The 19,272-nt window shown below is 70.3% G+C and carries 19 protein-coding genes; 18 read left to right on the forward strand and 1 reads right to left on the reverse strand.

The window, feature by feature from the left end:
* Positions 1–8: 8 nt before the first annotated feature.
* The 6 genes from ACO0E0_RS10800 (at position 9) to prmC (ending at position 7,990) form a co-directional block, all read left to right on the forward strand.
* Positions 9–1,325 carry a homoserine dehydrogenase gene (locus ACO0E0_RS10800; protein WP_422871420.1) on the forward strand — a complete coding sequence of 439 codons (1,317 nt, stop codon included), beginning with the start codon at positions 9–11 and terminating at the stop codon, positions 1,323–1,325.
* Positions 1,325–2,404, forward strand: coding sequence for a threonine synthase (gene thrC, locus ACO0E0_RS10805; RefSeq protein ID WP_422871421.1), 1,080 nt, complete (start codon positions 1,325–1,327; stop codon positions 2,402–2,404). The genes ACO0E0_RS10800 and thrC overlap by 1 nt, the downstream gene beginning before the upstream one ends.
* A 14-nt stretch (positions 2,405–2,418) precedes the next feature.
* Complete coding sequence (thrB, locus tag ACO0E0_RS10810; protein ID WP_422871422.1) at positions 2,419–3,414, forward strand: homoserine kinase; 996 nt, start codon at positions 2,419–2,421, stop codon at positions 3,412–3,414.
* A gap of 194 nt (positions 3,415–3,608) precedes the next feature.
* On the forward strand, positions 3,609–5,984 hold the full coding sequence (rho, locus tag ACO0E0_RS10815; RefSeq protein ID WP_422871423.1) for a transcription termination factor Rho: 2,376 nt from the start codon (positions 3,609–3,611) through the stop codon (positions 5,982–5,984).
* Between the two features lie 3 nt (positions 5,985–5,987).
* Complete coding sequence (gene prfA, locus ACO0E0_RS10820) at positions 5,988–7,070, forward strand: peptide chain release factor 1 (protein ID WP_422871424.1); 1,083 nt, start codon at positions 5,988–5,990, stop codon at positions 7,068–7,070.
* A gap of 86 nt (positions 7,071–7,156) precedes the next feature.
* Positions 7,157–7,990 (forward strand): peptide chain release factor N(5)-glutamine methyltransferase, encoded by an 834-nt coding sequence (gene prmC, locus ACO0E0_RS10825; protein ID WP_422871609.1) that lies wholly within the window; start codon positions 7,157–7,159, stop codon positions 7,988–7,990.
* Positions 7,991–8,040: 50 nt separating this feature from the next.
* Here prmC and ACO0E0_RS10830 read toward each other — a convergent pair whose 3' ends face one another.
* The gene (locus ACO0E0_RS10830; protein ID WP_422871425.1) at positions 8,041–8,679 is read right to left on the reverse strand and encodes an HAD family hydrolase; all 639 of its coding nucleotides are present in this window, start codon (positions 8,677–8,679) and stop codon (positions 8,041–8,043) included.
* A 37-nt stretch (positions 8,680–8,716) separates the two neighbouring features.
* On the opposite strand from ACO0E0_RS10830, the gene ACO0E0_RS10835 reads away from it, so the two are divergent.
* From ACO0E0_RS10835 to ACO0E0_RS10890, 12 genes are all read left to right on the forward strand, one after another.
* Entirely contained in the window at positions 8,717–9,391 is a 675-nt protein-coding gene (locus ACO0E0_RS10835) for an L-threonylcarbamoyladenylate synthase (protein ID WP_422871426.1), read from the forward strand.
* The gene (locus ACO0E0_RS10840; RefSeq protein ID WP_422871427.1) at positions 9,388–10,677 is read left to right on the forward strand and encodes an MraY family glycosyltransferase; all 1,290 of its coding nucleotides are present in this window, start codon (positions 9,388–9,390) and stop codon (positions 10,675–10,677) included. The genes ACO0E0_RS10835 and ACO0E0_RS10840 overlap by 4 nt, the downstream gene beginning before the upstream one ends.
* Positions 10,674–11,225, forward strand: a complete 552-nt coding sequence (locus ACO0E0_RS10845; RefSeq protein ID WP_422871428.1) for a Cg1360 family ATP-synthase-associated protein — start codon at positions 10,674–10,676, stop codon at positions 11,223–11,225. The genes ACO0E0_RS10840 and ACO0E0_RS10845 overlap by 4 nt, the downstream gene beginning before the upstream one ends.
* 158 nt (positions 11,226–11,383) lie before the next feature.
* Entirely contained in the window at positions 11,384–12,199 is an 816-nt protein-coding gene (atpB, locus tag ACO0E0_RS10850) for a F0F1 ATP synthase subunit A (protein WP_422871610.1), read from the forward strand.
* Positions 12,200–12,273: 74 nt separating this feature from the next.
* Entirely contained in the window at positions 12,274–12,510 is a 237-nt protein-coding gene (gene atpE / locus ACO0E0_RS10855; protein WP_058729232.1) for an ATP synthase F0 subunit C, read from the forward strand.
* Positions 12,511–12,518: 8 nt separating this feature from the next.
* Positions 12,519–13,073 carry a F0F1 ATP synthase subunit B gene (locus tag ACO0E0_RS10860; protein WP_422871429.1) on the forward strand — a complete coding sequence of 185 codons (555 nt, stop codon included), beginning with the start codon at positions 12,519–12,521 and terminating at the stop codon, positions 13,071–13,073.
* Between the two features lie 2 nt (positions 13,074–13,075).
* Positions 13,076–13,867: a F0F1 ATP synthase subunit delta gene (locus ACO0E0_RS10865; protein WP_422871430.1), complete on the forward strand. Its 792-nt coding sequence runs from the start codon at positions 13,076–13,078 to the stop codon at positions 13,865–13,867.
* Positions 13,868–13,997: 130 nt separating this feature from the next.
* Complete coding sequence (atpA, locus tag ACO0E0_RS10870) at positions 13,998–15,635, forward strand: F0F1 ATP synthase subunit alpha (protein WP_422871431.1); 1,638 nt, start codon at positions 13,998–14,000, stop codon at positions 15,633–15,635.
* A 49-nt stretch (positions 15,636–15,684) separates the two neighbouring features.
* Positions 15,685–16,587: a F0F1 ATP synthase subunit gamma gene (locus tag ACO0E0_RS10875; RefSeq protein ID WP_422871432.1), complete on the forward strand. Its 903-nt coding sequence runs from the start codon at positions 15,685–15,687 to the stop codon at positions 16,585–16,587.
* A gap of 56 nt (positions 16,588–16,643) precedes the next feature.
* Entirely contained in the window at positions 16,644–18,101 is a 1,458-nt protein-coding gene (atpD, locus tag ACO0E0_RS10880; protein ID WP_422871433.1) for a F0F1 ATP synthase subunit beta, read from the forward strand.
* Positions 18,102–18,103: 2 nt separating this feature from the next.
* The gene (locus tag ACO0E0_RS10885) at positions 18,104–18,382 is read left to right on the forward strand and encodes a F0F1 ATP synthase subunit epsilon (protein ID WP_422871434.1); all 279 of its coding nucleotides are present in this window, start codon (positions 18,104–18,106) and stop codon (positions 18,380–18,382) included.
* A complete protein-coding gene (locus tag ACO0E0_RS10890; protein WP_422871611.1) occupies positions 18,379–19,167 on the forward strand; it encodes a YaaA family protein in 789 nt (262 codons plus the stop codon). The genes ACO0E0_RS10885 and ACO0E0_RS10890 overlap by 4 nt, the downstream gene beginning before the upstream one ends.
* Positions 19,168–19,272: the final 105 nt, after the last annotated feature.

Genomic DNA, 19,272 nt, shown 5'->3' on the forward strand with positions numbered 1-19,272 from the left:
CCCTGCCGATGATCGAATACCGCAACGTCCGCGTCGCCCTGCTCGGGGCCGGATCCGTGGGCGCGCAGGTCGCCCGCCTGCTGCTCGAGCACGGGGACGAACTGGCCTCGCGCGCCGGGGCCGGGCTCGAGCTCGTCGGCATCGCGGTCCGGGACGTCGACGCCGAGCGCGACGTCGACCTGCCCCGGTCGCTGTTCACCACCGACGCCGAGTCCCTCATCCTCGGCGCGGACATCGTCGTCGAGCTCATCGGCGGGATCGAGCCGGCCCGCACCCTCGTCCTGCAGGCCCTCGGCTCCGGCGCGGACGTCGTCACCGGCAACAAGGCGCTCCTCGCCACGCACGGTCCGGAGTTGTTCGCGGCGGCCGAGCAGGTCGGCGCGCAGCTCTACTACGAGGCCGCGGTCGCCGGGGCGATCCCGATCATCCGACCGTTGCACGACTCGCTCGCGGGCGACCGCATCGAGCGCATCATGGGGATCGTCAACGGCACCACCAACTTCATCCTCGACCTGATGGACCAAGCGGGGTCGACGTTCGAGGACGCGCTGGCCACGGCGACCGAGCTCGGGTACGCCGAGGCCGACCCGACCGCGGACATCGAGGGCTACGACGCCGCGCAGAAGGCCGCGATCCTCGCGTCGCTCGCGTTCCACACCACCGTGCCGCTCGCCGCCGTGCACCGCGAGGGCATCACCTCGGTCACCATCGAGCAGGTCCGGGCCGCGCGCAAGGCCGGGTACGTCGTCAAGATCCTCGCGCTGTGCGAGCGGCTCACCGACGCCGAGGGCCGAGAGGGCGTCAGTGCCCGCGTCTACCCGGCGCTCGTGCCGGACACCCATCCGCTGGCCGCCGTGCACGGCGCCAAGAACGCGGTGTTCGTCGAGGCCGAGGCCGCGGGCGACCTGATGTTCTACGGCGCGGGGGCGGGCGGGGTCGAGACGGCGTCCGCGGTGCTCGGTGACCTCGTCTCCGCAGCACGCCGACACGTCATCGGCGGTCCCGGGATCGCCGAGTCGACCCAGTCGAACCTGCCGGTGTTCCCGATCGGGGTGGTGTCGACGAGCTACCAGATCACGCTGCTGGTCACCGACGCACCCGGCGTGCTGTCGACCGTCGCCGGCGTCCTCGCGGCGCACGGCGTCAGCGTCGAGACGGTGGAGCAGACCTCGGCGGTGGCGCCCGGGGGTCCCGACGCCACCGCTACGCTGGTGATCGGGACGCACCGAGCCCGCGAATCCGACCTCGCCGCGACCGTCGTGGCGCTCCGCAACGAGTCCGCGGTGGCCGAGGTCGCCAGTGTCCTGAGAGTAGAGGGAGCCTGATGGCCCACCAGTGGCAGGGTGTCCTGCGCGAGTACGCCGACCGTCTCGACGTCACCGACGCGACCCCGGTCGTGACCCTCGGCGAAGGCGGGACGCCGCTCATCCCGGCACGGGCGCTGTCCGAGCGCACCGGCGCTGACGTCTACGTCAAGTTCGAGGGCATGAACCCCACCGGGTCGTTCAAGGACCGCGGCATGACGATGGCGATCTCGAAGGCCGTGGAGCACGGGGCGAAGGCCGTCATCTGCGCGTCGACCGGCAACACCTCCGCCTCCGCCGCCGCGTACGCCACGCACGCCGGCATCACCGCGGCCGTCCTCGTGCCGGAGGGCAAGATCGCGATGGGCAAGCTCAGCCAGGCGGTGGCGCACGACGCCCAGCTGCTCCAGGTCCAGGGCAACTTCGACGACTGCCTCGACATCGCCCGCGACCTCGCCGCGAACTACCCGGTCCACCTCGTCAACTCGGTCAACAACGACCGGATCGAAGGCCAGAAGACCGCCGCGTTCGAGGTCGTCGACGTGCTCGGCGACGCCCCGGACTTCCACTTCCTGCCCGTCGGGAACGCCGGCAACTACACCGCGTACTCGCGCGGCTACCGTGAGGACCTCGCCGCCGGGCGCACGAGCAAGCTGCCGCGCATGTTCGGCTTCCAGGCGGCCGGAGCCGCGCCGATCGTCCGCGGCGAGGTCGTCCGGCACCCCGAGACCCTCGCGAGCGCGATCCGCATCGGCAACCCGGCGTCGTGGGCGTTCGCGCTCGAGGCGCGTGCGGAGACCGACGGCTACTTCGGCGCGATCGACGACGCGGGCATCCTCGCGGCGCAGCGCATCCTGTCCGCCGAGGTCGGTGTGTTCGTCGAGCCCGCGTCCGCGATCAGTGTCGCGGGGCTCCTCGAGCGCGCCGACGCCGGGCAGGTCCCGAAGGGCGCGACGGTCGTCTTGACGGTGACCGGGCACGGTCTGAAGGACCCGCAGTGGGCGCTCCGGAACGCCGACGGCGACGACGTCTCGCCGACGAGCGTCCCCGTCGACACGGCGGCGATCGCCGACGTGCTCGGGCTGGTCGGCGCGCGATGACGATCGGCCGCCCGGTGCCCGACCAGCACGAGCGGCCCTCGCACGACGGCGCGGCTGTACCGGCCGGACGGGCGGTCAGCGTCCGAGTCCCGGCGACGACCGCGAACCTCGGGCCGGGCTTCGACTCGCTCGGCCTCGCGCTCTCGCTCTACGACGACATCCGGGTGGTGGTCCGATCCGCGCCGGGCGCCCACGTCGAGGTGCACGGCGTCGGTGCGGGCGAGGTCGCCACGGACGACGACAACCTGGTCGTCCGGGCGATCCGCCGCGGGTTCGACGCGGTCGGCGTCACCCAGCCCGGCCTCGAGCTCGTCGCGACGAACGCGATCCCGCACGGGCGGGGCATGGGGTCCTCCGCGGCCGCCATCGTCGCGGGGCTGATGGCCGCGCGCGGACTCCTCGAGGGCATCGCGGACCTGTCCCCAGCGTTGATGCTCGGGATCGCGACCGAGATGGAGGGACATCCGGACAACGTCGCCCCCGCGCTGTTCGGCGGACTCACGATCGCGTGGATGACGCCGGAGGGGCCTGCGGTCAAGCGGCTGCTCGTGCACCGCGGCGTCGCTCCGGTGGTGTTCGTGCCGGCGTCGACGCTGTCCACGAAGCTCGCGCGGAGCCTCCAGCCGGAGCAGGTGCCGCACGCGGACGCGACCTTCAACGTGTCCCGTTCCGCGCTGCTCGTCGCCGCGCTCATCCAGAGCCCCGAACTGCTGCTCGCCGCGACCGAGGACCGGTTGCACCAGAGCTACCGGGCGAGCGCGATGCCGGAGACGGACGCGCTCATCCGCCTGCTCCGCGCACACGGTCTCGCCGCGGTGGTGTCGGGTGCCGGGCCGAGTCTCCTCGTGCTCGGGAGCGACCCGGCGCAACGGCTCACCGCGGCCGGACTCGTGGCGCAACACGCCGCGTCGACGTGGACCCCGCTCATGCTGGCCGTCGACCTCGGGGGTGCTACAGTGGTGCCGCACCCGCCACAGTCGGAACTCCCGCCGGTGTCTCCGCAGGACTGATCGGACCCTTCGATCGGGCTCCTCCGGATCGCCAGCGGGTCCCATGGTTCCGGTGCGTATGGGGCACATCTCTTTCAGAAGCCTTTCCCTGCCGTCGTCTGAACGACGCGTGCTGTGCTGGCAACCCGGCCGGCGCTGACCCGTGGGGATCGGTGAGAATCTCCGCGTTCTGCGGTCCGAGAGGAACACCAGTTTTGACCGACGTCACCACCGCTGCCGACGCAGCGGACTCCACCATCGACCTGCGCGCACTCCGACTCCCGGAGCTCCAGCGCATGGCGACCGAGCTCGGCATCGCCGGGTTCTCCAAGCTCCGCAAGGGCGACCTCATCGCCGCGATCGAGGACAAGCGCGCCGCGACTGCTCCGGCAGCGACCGCTGCCGGAGCAGCCGACGCGCCGACCACGGCGGCACCAACCACCGAGGCAGCGACGTCCGGGGCAGCGACGACCGAGGCGCCGGTCGCCGGCGTCCCGGTCGCGGCAGCTCCGGGCGGGTCCGGCGAGACCTCGGACACCACCGACGCGGCCGGTCCGACGACGACCGCCCCCGCGAAGGGTCGTGGCCGCTCGCGCCGTGCCTCGAGCGGCGGCAGCGTCACGCCGGCCACCGAGACCGAGTCGGCATCCGCCGCCCCGACCACGTCGGCCGCCGCGCACGTGAACGCCGGCCAGACCGGGACCGAGGACCTGCTGGCCGGACTCGACGCGGTCCGCGCCGACAAGGACGCACAGGAGGCCGCTGCCGGTCCTCGCCGACGTGGCCGTCAGACCGCCGCGCAGCGCGCCGAGGCCGCCGCTGCCGCCGAGGAGACCGCAGCGTCGACCGATGCCGCCGGCGCCGCGTCGGTGGACGATGCGTCCTCCGCACAGCAGGCCCGTGACCAGCGGGACACGCGCCGCCGTGGCCAGCAGGACGGCCAGGGCGGGGAGCAGGGCGGCGACCAGTCGAACGACGACCAGCAGGGCGGCGACCAGCAGGGTACGGACCAGCAGGGCGGCGACCAGCAGGACGGCCAGGGCGAGCGCCGTGGTCGCCGCAGCCGCGGTCGGGGCCGCGGGCGCGACCGCAACACGGGCGAGTCCGACCAGAACGGCCAGCAGGCCGACCAGAACGCCGACCGTCAGGGCGGGCAGCAGAACGGCGGCCAGCAGAACGGTGGTCAGCAGAACGGCCAGCAGGCCAAGGGCGGCCAGCAGAACCAGAAGCAGGCGGGACAGGACCGCGCCCAGCCGCAGAACGGCGGCCAGCAGAACGGCGGCCAGCAGAACGGCGGCCAGCAGAACGGCGGCCAGCAGAACGGCGCCGACGACCAGCAGGACGACGGCCGCGGTTCCCGCCGCCAGCGCGACCGCAAGCGCGGCCGTGGCACGCAGAACGACGACCTCGAGCCGGAGATCACCGAGGACGACGTCCTCATCCCGATCGCGGGCATCCTCGACGTCCTCGACAACTACGCGTTCGTCCGCACCACGGGGTACCTCCCGGGCCCGAGCGACGTCTACGTCTCCCTCGGCCAGGTGAAGAAGTACCACCTCCGGAAGGGTGACGCGGTCGTCGGCTCGATCAAGCAGCCGCGCGAGAACGACCACCAGGGCCGCCAGAAGTACAACGCCCTCGTCAAGATCGACTCGATCAACGGCCAGACCCCCGACGAGGCCGGTACCCGCGTCGAGTTCGGCGACCTGACGCCGCTGTACCCGCAGGAGCGCCTCCGTCTCGAGACCGAGCCGGGCAAGCTGTCCACGCGGATCATCGACCTCGTCGCCCCGATCGGCAAGGGCCAGCGCGGCCTCATCGTCTCGCCGCCCAAGGCCGGCAAGACCGTCGCGCTCCAGGCCATCGCGAACGCGATCTCGAAGAACAACCCCGAGGTCCACCTCATGGTCGTGCTCGTCGACGAGCGCCCGGAAGAAGTGACCGACATGCAGCGGACGGTCAAGGGCGAGGTCATCGCCTCGACGTTCGACCGCCCCGCCGAGGACCACACGACGGTCGCAGAGCTCGCCATCGAGCGTGCGAAGCGCCTCGTCGAGCTGGGCCACGACGTCGTCCTCCTCCTCGACTCGATCACCCGCCTGGGCCGTGCCTACAACCTCAGCACCCCGGCGTCCGGTCGTGTGCTGTCGGGTGGCGTGGACTCCGCGGCGCTGTACCCGCCGAAGCGATTCTTCGGCGCGGCGCGCAACATCGAGAACGGTGGTTCGCTCACGATCCTCGCGACGGCGCTCGTCGAGACCGGTTCGAAGATGGACGAGGTGATCTTCGAGGAGTTCAAGGGCACCGGCAACATGGAGCTCCGCCTCAACCGTCACCTGGCGGACAAGCGGATCTTCCCGGCGGTCGACGTCAATGCGTCCGGCACCCGCCGTGAGGAGATGCTCCTGAGCACCGACGAGGTCAAGATCACCTGGCGTCTCCGTCGTGCCCTCGCGGGCCTCGAACCGCAGCAGGCGCTCGAGATCGTCCTGCGGAACCTCAAGGAGACGCAGTCCAACGTCGAGTTCCTCGTCCAGGTCCAGAAGTCGGTGCCCGCGACGGGCAACGGCCACAACGGTCACCAGGAGTAGCGCGTGTTCGAGTCGGTAGCCGTGCTGCTGGCCGAACACGAGGATCTGACGCAGCAGCTGTCCGATCCCGCCGTTCACGCGGACGCGGCCAGGGCGAAGAAGATCAACCGTCGGTACGCGGAGGTCAGCCGGATCAAGGCTGCCCACGAAGCGTGGACGGCGGCCGGCGAGGACCTCGCCGCCGCGAAGGAGCTCGCCCGCGAGGACGAGGCCTTCGCGGCGGAGGTCCCGTCGCTCGAGGAGCACCTGGCTGCGTCCCAGGAGCGTCTCCGTCGCCTGCTCATCCCACGCGATCCGGACGACGGCCGTGACGTCATCATGGAGATCAAGGGCGGCGAGGGCGGTGCTGAGAGTGCACTGTTCGCCGCCGACCTGCTCCGGATGTACTCGCACTACGCCGAGTCGAAGGCCTGGAAGGTCGAGCTCCTCGACAAGACGGACTCCGACCTCGGCGGCTACAAGGACGTCCAGGTCGCGATCAAGTCGAACTCGACGGATCCCGCGCAGGGCGTGTGGGCGCACCTCAAGTACGAGGGCGGTGTCCACCGCGTGCAGCGCGTCCCGGCGACCGAGTCGCAGGGTCGGATCCACACCTCCACCACGGGCGTGCTCGTGTTCCCGGAGGTCGACGAGCCGGAGGAGGTCGAGATCAACCAGAACGACCTCAAGATCGACGTGTACCGCTCCTCGGGCCCCGGCGGCCAGTCGGTGAACACGACGGACTCCGCCGTGCGCATCACGCACCTGCCGACGGGCATCACGGTCGCGATGCAGAACGAGAAGTCGCAGCTGCAGAACCGCGAGGCCGGCATGCGCGTCCTCCGCGCCCGGATCCTCGCGAAGCAGCAGGAGGAGATCGACGCGCTGGCCTCCGACGCCCGCAAGTCGCAGATCCGCGGGATGGACCGGTCGGAGCGCATCCGGACCTACAACTTCCCCGAGAACCGGATCGCCGACCACCGCACCGGGTACAAGTCGTACGACCTGGACCGGGTGATGGACGGCGCGCTCGAGCCCGTCGTCGAGTCCTGCATCCGTGCGGACGAAGAGGCACGGCTCGCCGACCTCGGCGACCAGTCCGCGTGACGGTTCCCCGCGCGGGCGGTCCAGCAGACGGACGGGAGGGGCCGGGCGGGCCCGCCACGGGCCTCCCGTTCGGCGCGGACCGCCTCCTGCGGGAGGCGGCCGCGGCGCTGGCCGCCGCGGGTGTGCCGTCCCCGGACGTCGACGCCGAGCTGCTGCTCGCGTGGGCGACCGACACCTCGCGGGGTGCCGTCCAGGCGCGGGCGATGACCGGGGGAGTGATCCAGCCGGCCCACGTCGACGCGTTCCGGGTCGCCGTCGCTCGTCGGGCGACCCGCGAGCCGCTCCAGCACATCACCGGGGAGGCACACTTCCGACTCCTGACGCTCGCCGTCGGACCAGGCGTGTTCACACCGCGGCCGGAGACGGAGTCGGTCGCGCAGTTCGCGATCGACGCACTCCGGGCCGTCGCGGTGCCGGAGCCGATCGCGGTCGACCTCGGCACGGGCAGCGGCGCGATCGCCATCGCGATGGACACCGAGGTGCCGAACGCCCTCGTGTACGCGGTCGAGCGGTCCGCGGACGCACTCCCGTGGACGCGCCGCAACGTCGACGCGCACGGGGGGACGGTCCGACTCGTCGAGGGTGACCTCGCCGACGCGCTCCCCGAACTCGACGGCCAGGTGTCCGTGGTGGTGTCGAACCCGCCGTACGTCCCCGAGGACATGGTGCCCCGGGACCCCGAGGTCCGCGACCACGACCCGGCGATCGCGCTCTACGGCGGGCCGGACGGGCTCGACGCCGTCCGCGCCCTCGCCGTCACGGCGCGCCGGTTGCTCGTCCCCGGTGGTGCACTGGTCGTCGAGCACGCGGAGCACCAGGGCACCGACGTCCGTGCGGTGCTCGCGGGGCACGGCTTCCGGAGCCCGGAGACCCACCCCGACCTCACGGGGCGCGACCGCACGACCACCGCGACGCGCTGAGGCGGGCGCGGGGCGGGCCTCCCGACCGGAGTTCGTCGTCGGTCCGTGCGTCAGCGTGCGTGCGCCGCGATGAACGCGGTGACCGCCCCACGCAGGTCGCACGTCTCGGTGACGTGGAACGCCGTGATGCCGACGCTCCGGGCACCCTCGACGTTCTCGAGTCGGTCGTCGGCGAAGAACGTGCGGGCTGCCGGCACGCCGTGGTGGGCGAGGGCGCGGCGGTAGACCGCGGGATCCGGCTTCCGTGCACCGAACCGGCTCGACGTGTCGAGGTGCTCGCCGAACACGTCGACGAGCTCCGGGGCCCAGGTCGGCAGGTGCCGGTGCGCGAGCGGACCGTTGTTCGTCAGGAGCGCGACGCGCCCTGCGGTGGCGGCATGTCGGACGGCCGCGATCGCGTCCGGGATCGGCGTCATCGCGTCGGCCCGGATCCGTGCCCACTCGCGTTCGTCGATCGTGCACCCGAGTGCGTCCTCGACCGCTCGGAGGTACGCGTCGCCGTCGCTCCAGCCGCCCGCCTCGGCCGCCCACTCGCCCTCGTCGTTCCACCAGCGGCGGCGGAGTTCGGCGAGGTCGTGCCCGGTCAGCGCCGTCATGGCGGCCATGCGCACCCGCCAGTCGTAGCGGTAGAGCACCTCGTCCATGTCGAAGAGGAACAGGAGCGGGGGAGTGTCGGTGTCGGGTTCCACAGTGCTCTCCATTGTGTCGCACTATCATCGGAGGGTCATGGCTTCCCGATTCGACTGTTCCGACGCTGACGGACTCCTGACGGGGATGCGGCTCGCTCGGGCCGCGCTCGGTCGCGGAGAGCTCGTCGTCGTCCCGACCGACACCGTCTACGGCGTCGCCGCGGATGCGTTCTCCGCGGCCGCCGTCCAGACCCTCCTCGACGCCAAGGGCCGGACCAGGCAGTCGCCGCCGCCGGTCCTCATCCCCGGCGTGGCGACGCTCGACGCCCTCGCGGCAGACGTCCCGGAGCGCGTCCGCGACCTCGTCGCCGAGTTCTGGCCAGGAGGCCTCACCGTCATCCTGCGCGCCCAGCCCTCGCTCGACTGGGACCTCGGCGAGACGCGGGGCACCGTCGCCCTCCGGATGCCCGACTCCAGGATCACCCTCGAGCTCCTCCAGGAGATCGGACCCCTCGCCGTGTCGAGCGCGAACCGCACCGGCGAGCCCGCCGCGATGGACGCGGACCAGGCCGAGTCGATGCTCGGCGACAGCGTGGCGGTCTACCTCGACGGCGGGACCCTCGCCGTGCACGAGGGGGCGACCGCGTCCACCGGGTCGACCATCGTCGACGCGACCGGCCTGACCACCGGCGACGGCCTGCGCATCGTCCGACACGGCGTGATCTCCGACGCGGAGATCGAGCGGGTCGTCGGCGGCGACCTCGTCACGTGAGGTACTACCTCCTCGCGGGACTCATCTCCGCGGTGGTGAGCTTCGCGCTGTCCTGGGTCGTCTGGAAGCTCGGGCTGAAGTACCACTGGTACCCGAAGGTCCGGCAACGGGACGTCCACCGCACCCCGACGCCGCGGCTCGGGGGCATCGCGATGTTCCTCGGCATCATCGTGTCGCTGCTCTCCGCCTGGTTCCTGTTCCCGCACATCAACGGGGTCGACTACTTCCGCCTGGTCTTCGCCGAGCCGAACCGGGTGCTCGCGGTGCTCGGCGGAGCGACGATCATCGTCGTCCTCGGGGTCGCCGACGACATCTGGGACCTCGACTGGATGACGAAGCTCGCCGGGCAGATCATCGCCGCGGGGATCCTCGCGTGGCAGGGTGTGGCGATCGTGGCCCTGCCGATCGGGAACACGCTGACGGTCGGGTCGAGCTACATGTCGCTCATCTTCACCATCCTCGCCGTGGTGCTCGTGATGAACGCGGTGAACTTCATCGACGGGCTCGACGGGCTCGTGGCCGGCGTCGCGATCATCGCCGGGGGGGTGTTCTTCCTCTACAGCTTCTTCGTGAACCGCATCGTCGTCCAGACGGACTTCTTCTTCAACCTGCCGTCGCTCCTCACCGCCGTGCTGGTCGGCGCGTGCTTCGGGTTCCTGCTGCTCAACTGGCACCCCGCGAAGCTCTTCATGGGCGACGCCGGCGCGCTGCTCGTCGGCTTCCTGATGGCCACGAGCGCCGTGTCGCTCACCGGCAACATCGACCCCGCCGCCGTGACGAACCGGCAGCAGCTGCTACCGGTGTTCATCCCGATCCTGTTGCCCTTCGCGATCCTCGTCGTGCCGATGCTCGACTTCGCCCTGGCCGTCTTCCGGCGCCTCAGCGCGGGCAAGTCGCCGTTCTCGGCGGACCGGAAGCACCTGCATCACCGCCTGCTCGACATGGGGCACTCGCACTTCCATGCGGTCCTCATCTTCTACGGGTGGACCGCGGTCGTCGCGGTCGGGTGTCTGCTGTTCCTGTTCTGGCACTGGTTCTGGGTGGTGGCGTTCGTCGCCGTCGGGTTCCTCGTGTGCGCCATCGTGACGTTCGCGCCGCTCGGCAGGACCAAGCGCGCAGAGATCGCGGCGCAGACCGCGTCGTCCCGCGGGGCGCCGGTCCCGGGTGCCGACGCGAGCCTCGACCCGCTCGACCGGGCCGCCGCGGACCGGTCGGCCGCCGCCGGACGCCCGGTGCGCCGAGCGCCCCGACCAGCATCCCGTCCGACCTCTGGAGACCCGTCATGACCACCCCGCCGCCAGGAGCCGCGAACGCGCTCGACCACGTCCGTCCGGTGTTCCGGCGGATCCTCGTCCAGGGGGCAGTGCTCGCGATCGCCCTCGCGGTGGTCGGCGGTCTCGTCGGCTGGCTCGTCGCGGGCACCGCGGGCCTCGTCAGCGGCCTCGTCGGCGCGCTGATGAGCGTCGTGTTCCTCGGGCTCACCGCGGCGAGCGTGCTCGTCGCGCTCACGGTGTCCAAGGGACAGATGATCAGCGGCGCGTTCTTCGGGATCGTGATGGGCACGTGGCTGCTCAAGTTCATCCTGTTCATCGTGATCCTGGTGGCACTGAAGGACCAGTCGTGGGTGGACGTCCCGGTGCTCGCCGTCGCGATCATCGTCGGGGTCGTCGGGAGCCTGGTCATCGACGTGGCCGCGGTCTCGCGCGCACGCGTGCCGATCGACGTGCCGCTGCCCGGTGCTCACACGCCCGGGGCCGACGCGCCCGGGGCCGGCACGCCCGGAGCCGGCACGCCCGGTGCCGGTGCACCGGACGCGGGTCGTGCGGAACCGTGAGCCTGAGAACTCTCGGAGCCTCCGACACCTGATAGGCTTCTGGAAGTCCGCGCCTGGAGCCTGCACTCCGGCCGGGTCGCCTCCACTCAGTCCACTCATCGTGCGCCTCGTGCGTGCGCTCGACACAGGAGACAGCGCTGCTATCCCACGCTCTTCCTCTGTCCCTCACCGCAGCGGGTCACACCGATGCGGCAGCGGGCAGCACGACCGCCGCCACCTTCCATGGGCCGTCGATCAACGAGTTCTTCCCCGACCCGATCTTCTTCGCGGGGACGCCACTCGAGATCGACCGCGTGGTCATCATCCGGTTCGTCGCGGTCGCCGTCCTCCTGGTGTTCGCCTTCGTGGGTACCCGCGCGCTGAAGCTCGTGCCGAACCGCGGTCAGGCGATGATCGAGTACGGCTTCGACGTCGTCCGTCGGAACACGTTCGACAACCTCGGTGAGAAGGACGGCAAGCGCTTCCTCCCGCTGCTCGCGTCGATCTTCTTCGGCGTCCTGTTCATGAACCTCTCCGGGCTCATCCCCGGGTTCAACCTGCAGGGCACCAGCCGCATCGCGATGCCGCTCATCCTCGCCGTGATCGCGTACGTCGCGTTCATCTACGCCGGACTCCGCAAGCACCCGGGGACGTTCCTCAGGAACGCGTTCTTCCCGCCGGGCGTCCCGTGGCCGCTCTACATCATCGTCACCCCGATCGAGTTCGTGTCGACGTTCGTCCTCCGCCCGATCACCCTGACGCTCCGACTGCTGATGAACATGGTCGTCGGGCACCTGCTGCTCGTCCTGTTCTTCTCGGCCACGCAGTTCTTCTTCTTCGACGCGGACGGGCTCTTCAAGCTCTTCGGCGTCGGGACACTCGCCTTCGGCATCGCGTTCAGCTTCTTCGAGATCCTCGTCGCGCTGCTGCAGGCCTACGTATTCATGCTCCTGACCGCCGTGTACATCCAGCTCGCGCTGGCCGACGAGCACTAGAAGAACACCGAAACCCCCAGCACCTCACCCGGTGCCCGGCAACCGCCGAGCACCACCCCCAGGAAGGAAAACACGTGGACGCAACGACCGTTCTCGCGGAGATCAACGGCAACATCGCGACGGTTGGCTACGGCCTCGCGGCGATCGGCCCGGCCATCGGCGTCGGCATCGTCGTCGGCAAGACGATCGAGTCCGTCGCCCGCCAGCCCGAGCTCCAGGGTCGCCTGACGACCCTGATGTACATCGGTATCGCCTTCACCGAGGCACTCGCCTTCATCGGCATCGCCACGTACTTCATCTTCACGGCGTAAGGCTCCTGATGCAGAGCGCACTCATCATCGCGGCGGAGGAGACGCACAACCCGCTCTTCCCGCCGCTGTACGACGTCATCTGGTCCGCTGTGGCCTTCGTGATCATCTTCGTCGTGTTCTGGCGCGTCGTGACGCCCCGGATCACGAAGATGCTCGATGAGCGCACCGACGCGATCGAGGGCGGCATCAAGAAGGCCGAGCAGGCCCAGGCCCAGGCATCGGCCGCGCTCGACGAGTACAACAAGCAGCTCGCCGAGGCCCGTGCCGAGGCGTCCCGCATCCGCGAACAGGCCCGCGCCGACGCCACGGCGATCGGCAACGAGGTCCGCGAGCAGGCGTCGGCGGACGCGGCGCGCATCACCGCCAACGCGCAGGCCCAGATCGAGGCCGAGCGCCAGAGCGCCCTCGCGTCGCTCCGGCTCGAGGTCGGTTCGCTCGCGATCGACCTCGCGTCCGGCGTGATCGGCGAGAGCCTCAAGGACGACGCCAAGGCGACCGCCGTGGTCGACCGGTTCCTCGCCGACCTCGAGTCGAACAGCACGGCGACCGGAGCGGAGCACTGAGCATGCGCAGTGCCACCAGAACAGCACTGACGTCCACGAGGGCGGTGCTCGCCGACCTCGGCGGCAGCGCCGATCTGGGCACCGGTGTCGAGATCCTGGAGTCGGGGCGGATCATCGCCTCGTCGCCGCAGTTGCTCACCGTGTTCGCCGACCCGACCGCTGACGCCGTCGGCAAGAAGGGCATCGTCGACCGGGTCTTCGCGAGCCGGTCGCTGTCGACGCGCGCGGTCCTCACCGCGGTCGTCGCCTCGCGGTGGTCGTCGCAGGGCGACCTGCTCGCCGGAATCGAGGACGCCGGCATCCGCGTCGTCGCCGCCAGCGCTCCACAGGACGTCTCGATCGAGGCCGAGCTGTTCGTGTTCGAGACGGCGGTCCGTTCCGACGCCGGCCTCGAGCTGGCGCTCGGCACCAAGCTCGGGAGCCCCGCCGAGAAGTCGGCGCTCGTGCACCGACTGCTCGCGGGCAAGGCCTCGACGCAGACGATCGAGATCCTGTCGCACCTCGTGCAGCAGCCTCGTCGTCGTCGCATCGGCGAGATCGTCCGCGACGCCAGCCGCATCGTGGCCGACCAGGCGGACAAGCTCGTCGCCACGGTGATCACCGCGGCGCCGCTCACGGACGGCCAGGTCGCGCAGATCACCCGTGGCATCGCGACCCGGTACGGCCGAGACATCACCATCAACCAGGTCGTCGAGCCCGCCGTCCTCGGTGGCGTCCGCGTCCAGGTCGGCGGTGACGTCATCGACGGCACCGTGAGCAGCCGCATCAGCGAGCTCAAGCTGCAGCTCGGCTGAGCACCCGGTGGCGGCTGGACACGCGGACGGACCCCGGCCGTAGTCTCGACCCACCACCACCTCCACGACACAGTCGCAGGGCACACCATCCCTCGGGGCTCCGGCTCCGGAAACCAACAAGGAAAATCCCATGGCAGACATCACCATCAGCCCCGATGAGATCCGTGATGCCCTGAAGGACTTCGTCTCGAACTACGAGCCGACGAAGGCCTCCACGGCCGAGGTCGGGCACGTCACCGACGCGGCCGACGGCATCGCCCACGTCGAGGGACTCCCCGGCGTCATGGCGAACGAGCTCATCCGCTTCGAGGACGGCACGCTCGGACTCGCGCAGAACCTGGACGAGGACTCGATCGGCGCCATCGTGCTCGGCGAGTTCGCCGGCGTCGAGGAGGGCCAGGAGGTCACCCGCACCGGCGAGGTCCTGTCGGTCCCCGTCGGCGACGCCTTCCTGGGTCGCGTCGTCGACCCGCTCGGCGTCCCGATCGACGGTCTCGGCGAGATCGCAGCCGAGAGCCGTCGTGCCCTCGAGCTGCAGGCTCCCGGTGTCATGGCCCGCAAGTCCGTCCACGAGCCGATGCAGACCGGCATCAAGGCCATCGACGCGATGATCCCGATCGGCCGCGGCCAGCGTCAGCTCATCATCGGCGACCGCCAGACCGGCAAGACGGCCATCGCGATCGACACGATCATCAACCAGCGTGCCAACTGGGAGTCCGGCGACGAGGACAAGCAGGTCCGCTGCATCTACGTCGCGATCGGTCAGAAGGGTTCGACGATCGCCTCCGTGCGGGGTGCGCTCGAAGACGCCGGTGCGATGGAGTACACCACGATCGTCGCCGCCCCGGCCTCCGACCCGGCCGGCTTCAAGTACCTCGCCCCGTACACCGGTTCGGCCATCGGGCAGCACTGGATGTACAGCGGCAAGCACGTCCTCATCATCTTCGACGACCTCTCGAAGCAGGCCGAGGCCTACCGGGCCGTGTCCCTCCTCCTCCGTCGTCCGCCGGGACGCGAAGCGTACCCGGGTGACGTCTTCTACCTGCACTCCCGCCTGCTGGAGCGTTGCGCGAAGCTGAACGACGAGCTCGGTGCCGGGTCGATGACGGGTCTCCCGATCATCGAGACCAAGGCGAACGACGTCTCGGCGTACATCCCGACGAACGTGATCTCGATCACCGACGGCCAGATCTTCCTGCAGTCGGACCTGTTCAACGCGAACCAGCGCCCCGCGGTCGACGTCGGCATCTCGGTGTCCCGCGTCGGTGGTGACGCCCAGGTCAAGTCGATCAAGAAGGTCTCCGGCACGCTCAAGCTCGAGCTCGCGCAGTACCGGTCGCTCGAGGCGTTCGCGATGTTCGCGTCCGACCTCGACCAGACCTCGCGTCGTCAGCTCGACCGTGGCGCCCGCCTGACCGAGCTCCTCAAGCAGCCGCAGTACTCGCCGTACCCGGTCGAGGAGCAGGTCGTCTCGATCTGGGCCGGCACGAACGGCAAGCTCGACGAGGTCCCGATCCCGGACGTCCTCCGCTTCGAGCACGAGCTGCTCGAGCACCTGAAGCGCAACAGCTCGGTGCTCGACACGCTGCGCGAGACGAACCAGCTCTCGGACGACACCGTGGCCGAGCTCGGCAGCGCGATCGACGAGTTCAAGAAGGGCTTCCAAACGGGCGAGGGCAAGCCGCTCGCGTCGGTCGGGTCGGAGCAGTTCGCCGCGGCGGACTCGGATGACGTCGACCAGGAGCAGATCGTCAAGGGTCGGCGCTGAGCCGCTGCCCCCGCTGATCGCAACCGACAACCCCTCGTAAAGGACACCAATGGGAGCACAACTCCGGGTCTACCGGTCGCGGATCCGCTCTGCGCAGACCACGAAGAAGGTCACGCGCGCCATGGAGCTGATCTCGGCGTCGCGGATCCAGAAGGCCCAGGCCCGCATGGCGGCGTCCGGTCCGTACTCACGGGCCGTGACGCGCGCCGTGTCGGCGGTGGCGACGTTCTCGAACATCGACCACGTGCTGACGACGGAGCCGGAGTCCTCGACGAGGGCCGCGATCGTGGTCTTCACGTCGGACCGCGGGCTGAACGGTGCGTTCTCCTCGAACGTGCTGAAGCAGAGCGAGGAACTCGGGGCGCTCCTCCGGAGCGAGGGCAAGGACGTCGTCCACTACCTCGTCGGGCGCAAGGCGGTCGGGTACTTCACCTTCCGCCAGCGCAGCTCCGAGCAGCAGTGGATCGGCGGCACCGACCAGCCCGAGTTCGCGACGGCCAAGGAAATCGGCGACGCCGTCGTCGGGAAGTTCCTGCAGGACACGGCCGAGGGTGGCGTGGACGAGATCCACATCGTCTTCAACCGCTTCGTCAGCCTCGTGACCCAGGAGCCGCAGGTCGTCCGCCTGCTCCCACTCGAGGTCGTCGAGGGCATCGACGAGCCGACGGACGACGAGCCCCTGCCGCTGTACGAGTTCGAGCCGGACGCCGACGCAGTGCTCGACGCGCTGCTCCCGGTGTACATCGAGAGCAGGATCTTCAACGCGATGCTGCAGTCGGCCGCGTCCGAGCACGCCGCGCGGCAGCGTGCGATGAAGTCCGCCAGCGACAACGCCGACACGCTCATCAAGGACTTCACCCGTCTCGCGAACAACGCGCGGCAGGCGGAGATCACGCAGCAGATCTCCGAGATCGTCGGCGGCGCCGACGCCCTGTCCGGCCCCAAGAAGTAACCCGCTGCGGCCAACGCCGCCAGCAGGTCTGAACACCACCCAGGAAGGCACCAGCCATGACCGACACCGCCACCACCGCGGTCGAGACGTCGTCGGCGCCCGGAGTCGGCCGGATCGCCCGTGTCACGGGCCCCGTCGTCGACATCGAGTTCCCGCACGACGCGATCCCGGACATCTACGCACTGCTCAAGACCACCATCGTCATCGGTGACTCGGAGCAGGAGATCGGCCTCGAGGTCGCACAGCACCTCGGCGACGACCTCGTCCGCGCGATCTCCCTGAAGCCCACGGACGGTCTGGTCCGTGGCCAGGAGGTCCGTGACACCGGCGCGCCGATCTCGGTGCCCGTCGGCGACGTCACCAAGGGCAAGGTCTTCGACGTGCTCGGCAACGTGCTGAACAAGCCGGGCGAGCAGATCGAGATCACCGAGCGCTGGCCCATCCACCGCAAGGCGCCGGCGTTCGACCAGCTCGAGTCGAAGACCACCATGTTCGAGACCGGCATCAAGAGCATCGACCTCCTCACCCCGTACGTGCAGGGTGGCAAGATCGGCCTCTTCGGTGGGGCCGGTGTCGGCAAGACGGTCCTCATCCAGGAGATGATCCAGCGCGTCGCGCAGGACCACGGCGGTGTGTCGGTGTTCGCCGGTGTCGGTGAGCGCACCCGTGAGGGCAACGACCTCATCGGCGAGATGGAGGAGGCGGGGGTCTTCGACAAGACGGCCCTCGTGTTCGGGCAGATGGACGAGCCGCCGGGAACGCGTCTCCGCGTCGCGCTCTCCGCCCTGACGATGGCGGAGTACTTCCGCGACGTCCAGAAGCAGGACGTGCTGCTCTTCATCGACAACATCTTCCGCTTCACGCAGGCCGGTTCCGAGGTCTCCACCCTCCTCGGCCGGATGCCGTCCGCCGTCGGGTACCAGCCGAACCTCGCGGACGAGATGGGTGTGCTCCAGGAGCGCATCACCTCGACCCGTGGTCACTCGATCACCTCGCTGCAGGCGATCTACGTGCCGGCCGACGACTACACCGACCCGGCTCCGGCAACGACGTTCGCGCACCTCGACGCGACGACCGAGCTCTCCCGCGAGATCGCGTCGCAGGGTCTCTACCCCGCGATTGACCCGCTGGCGTCGACCTCGCGGATCATGGACCCGCGCTACCTGGGCGAGGACCACTACCGCACCGCGACCCGTGTCAAGCAGATCCTCCAGAAGAACAAGGAGCTGCAGGAGATCATCGCCATCCTCGGTGTCGACGAGCTCTCCGAAGAGGACAAGATCACGGTCGAGCGGGCCCGTCGCATCCAGCAGTTCCTGTCGCAGAACACCTACATGGCGAAGAAGTTCACCGGCGTCGAGGGTTCGACGGTGCCGCTGAAGGACACCATCGAGTCGTTCTCCGCGATCGCGGACGGCGAGTTCGACCATGTGGCCGTGCAGGCGTTCTTCAACGTCGGCTCGATCTCCGACGTCGAGGAGAAGTGGTCGCAGATCCAGAAGGACAACGGCTGATCATGGCTGGTCTCACCGTGAGCGTCGTCTCGGCCGATCAGGAGATCTGGTCGGGCGACGCCACCATGGTCGTCGCGCGGACGACGGAGGGCCAGATCGGCGTGCTCGCCGGGCATGAGCCGATGCTCGCGATCCTCGCGCAGGGTCAGGTGCGCATCACGCGGGCGGACGGTTCGACCGTCGCCGCGGACGCCGAGGACGGATTCCTGTCCGTGGAGCACGACACCGTGACCATCGTGGCGCGGCAGGCCGCGCTGGCGACCGCCGGAGGCCGCGGCTGACCGAGGACCACCGGACGTCGCTCACCGTCCTCCTCCCGCCGTCCGAGACGAAGCGGGAGGGCGGCGACGAGGACCGACCGTTCGACCTGGGGGCGCTCGCGTTCCCGGAGCTGACCGGAGAGCGGGTCGCGGCGATTGCCGCGGCCCGCTCCGTCAGTTCCGACGAGGCGACCGCGCGGCGGGCGCTGAAGCTGGGTCCGAGGTCCGTCGGGGAGCGGTTCCGCAACCTCGTCCTGGAGGGTGCCCCGAGCCTCCCGGCCGTCGAGCGGTACACCGGTGTGCTCTACGACCCCCTCGGGGCAGCGGGGGCGGATCCAGCAACCACCGCGTGGTGGGCGGACCACGTGGTCGTGCAGTCGGCCATGTTCGGGCCGGTCGCCGCCGGTGATCGGCTCCCCGCGTACCGACTGTCGCACGACTCGCGACTCGGTGCCCTGCGGCTGGCGACGCTCTGGCCGGCGGCGGTGACGCCGGTGCTCGAACGGCGGACGGCGGGCGGGTTGGTGCTGGACCTGCGATCGGAGGGGTACCGGGCACTCGGACCGCTCGACGCCGCTGTGCCGCTGCGCGTCGTGAGCGAGGGGACGGACGGCCGCCGACGGGCGCTGAACCACTGGAACAAGACCGCGAAGGGGCGGCTCGTACGGTTGCTCGGCACCGCGCGCCCCGAGGTGGACCGGATGACGGCCTTCCGGGACTGGGCGCGGTCGGTCGGGGTCGTCGTCGACGAGGTCGACGGCGTGTGGGAGCTCGTGGCGGAGAGCCTCGCGCCGACTGCCCGCTGATCGCGGGCGGGCGGCGGGTCGTTCCTGCACAACGCAGTCGGCGCGCCGTCCGTCCACAGGCGGACTGCGACGACCGGCCTGGAGGCCCCACCTGCGCTTCGATGC

Origin of the sequence: Curtobacterium phyllosphaerae (assembly GCF_049341865.1) — a bacterium.
In the GTDB taxonomy this organism is placed as follows: Bacteria; Actinomycetota; Actinomycetes; order Actinomycetales; family Microbacteriaceae; genus Curtobacterium; species Curtobacterium phyllosphaerae.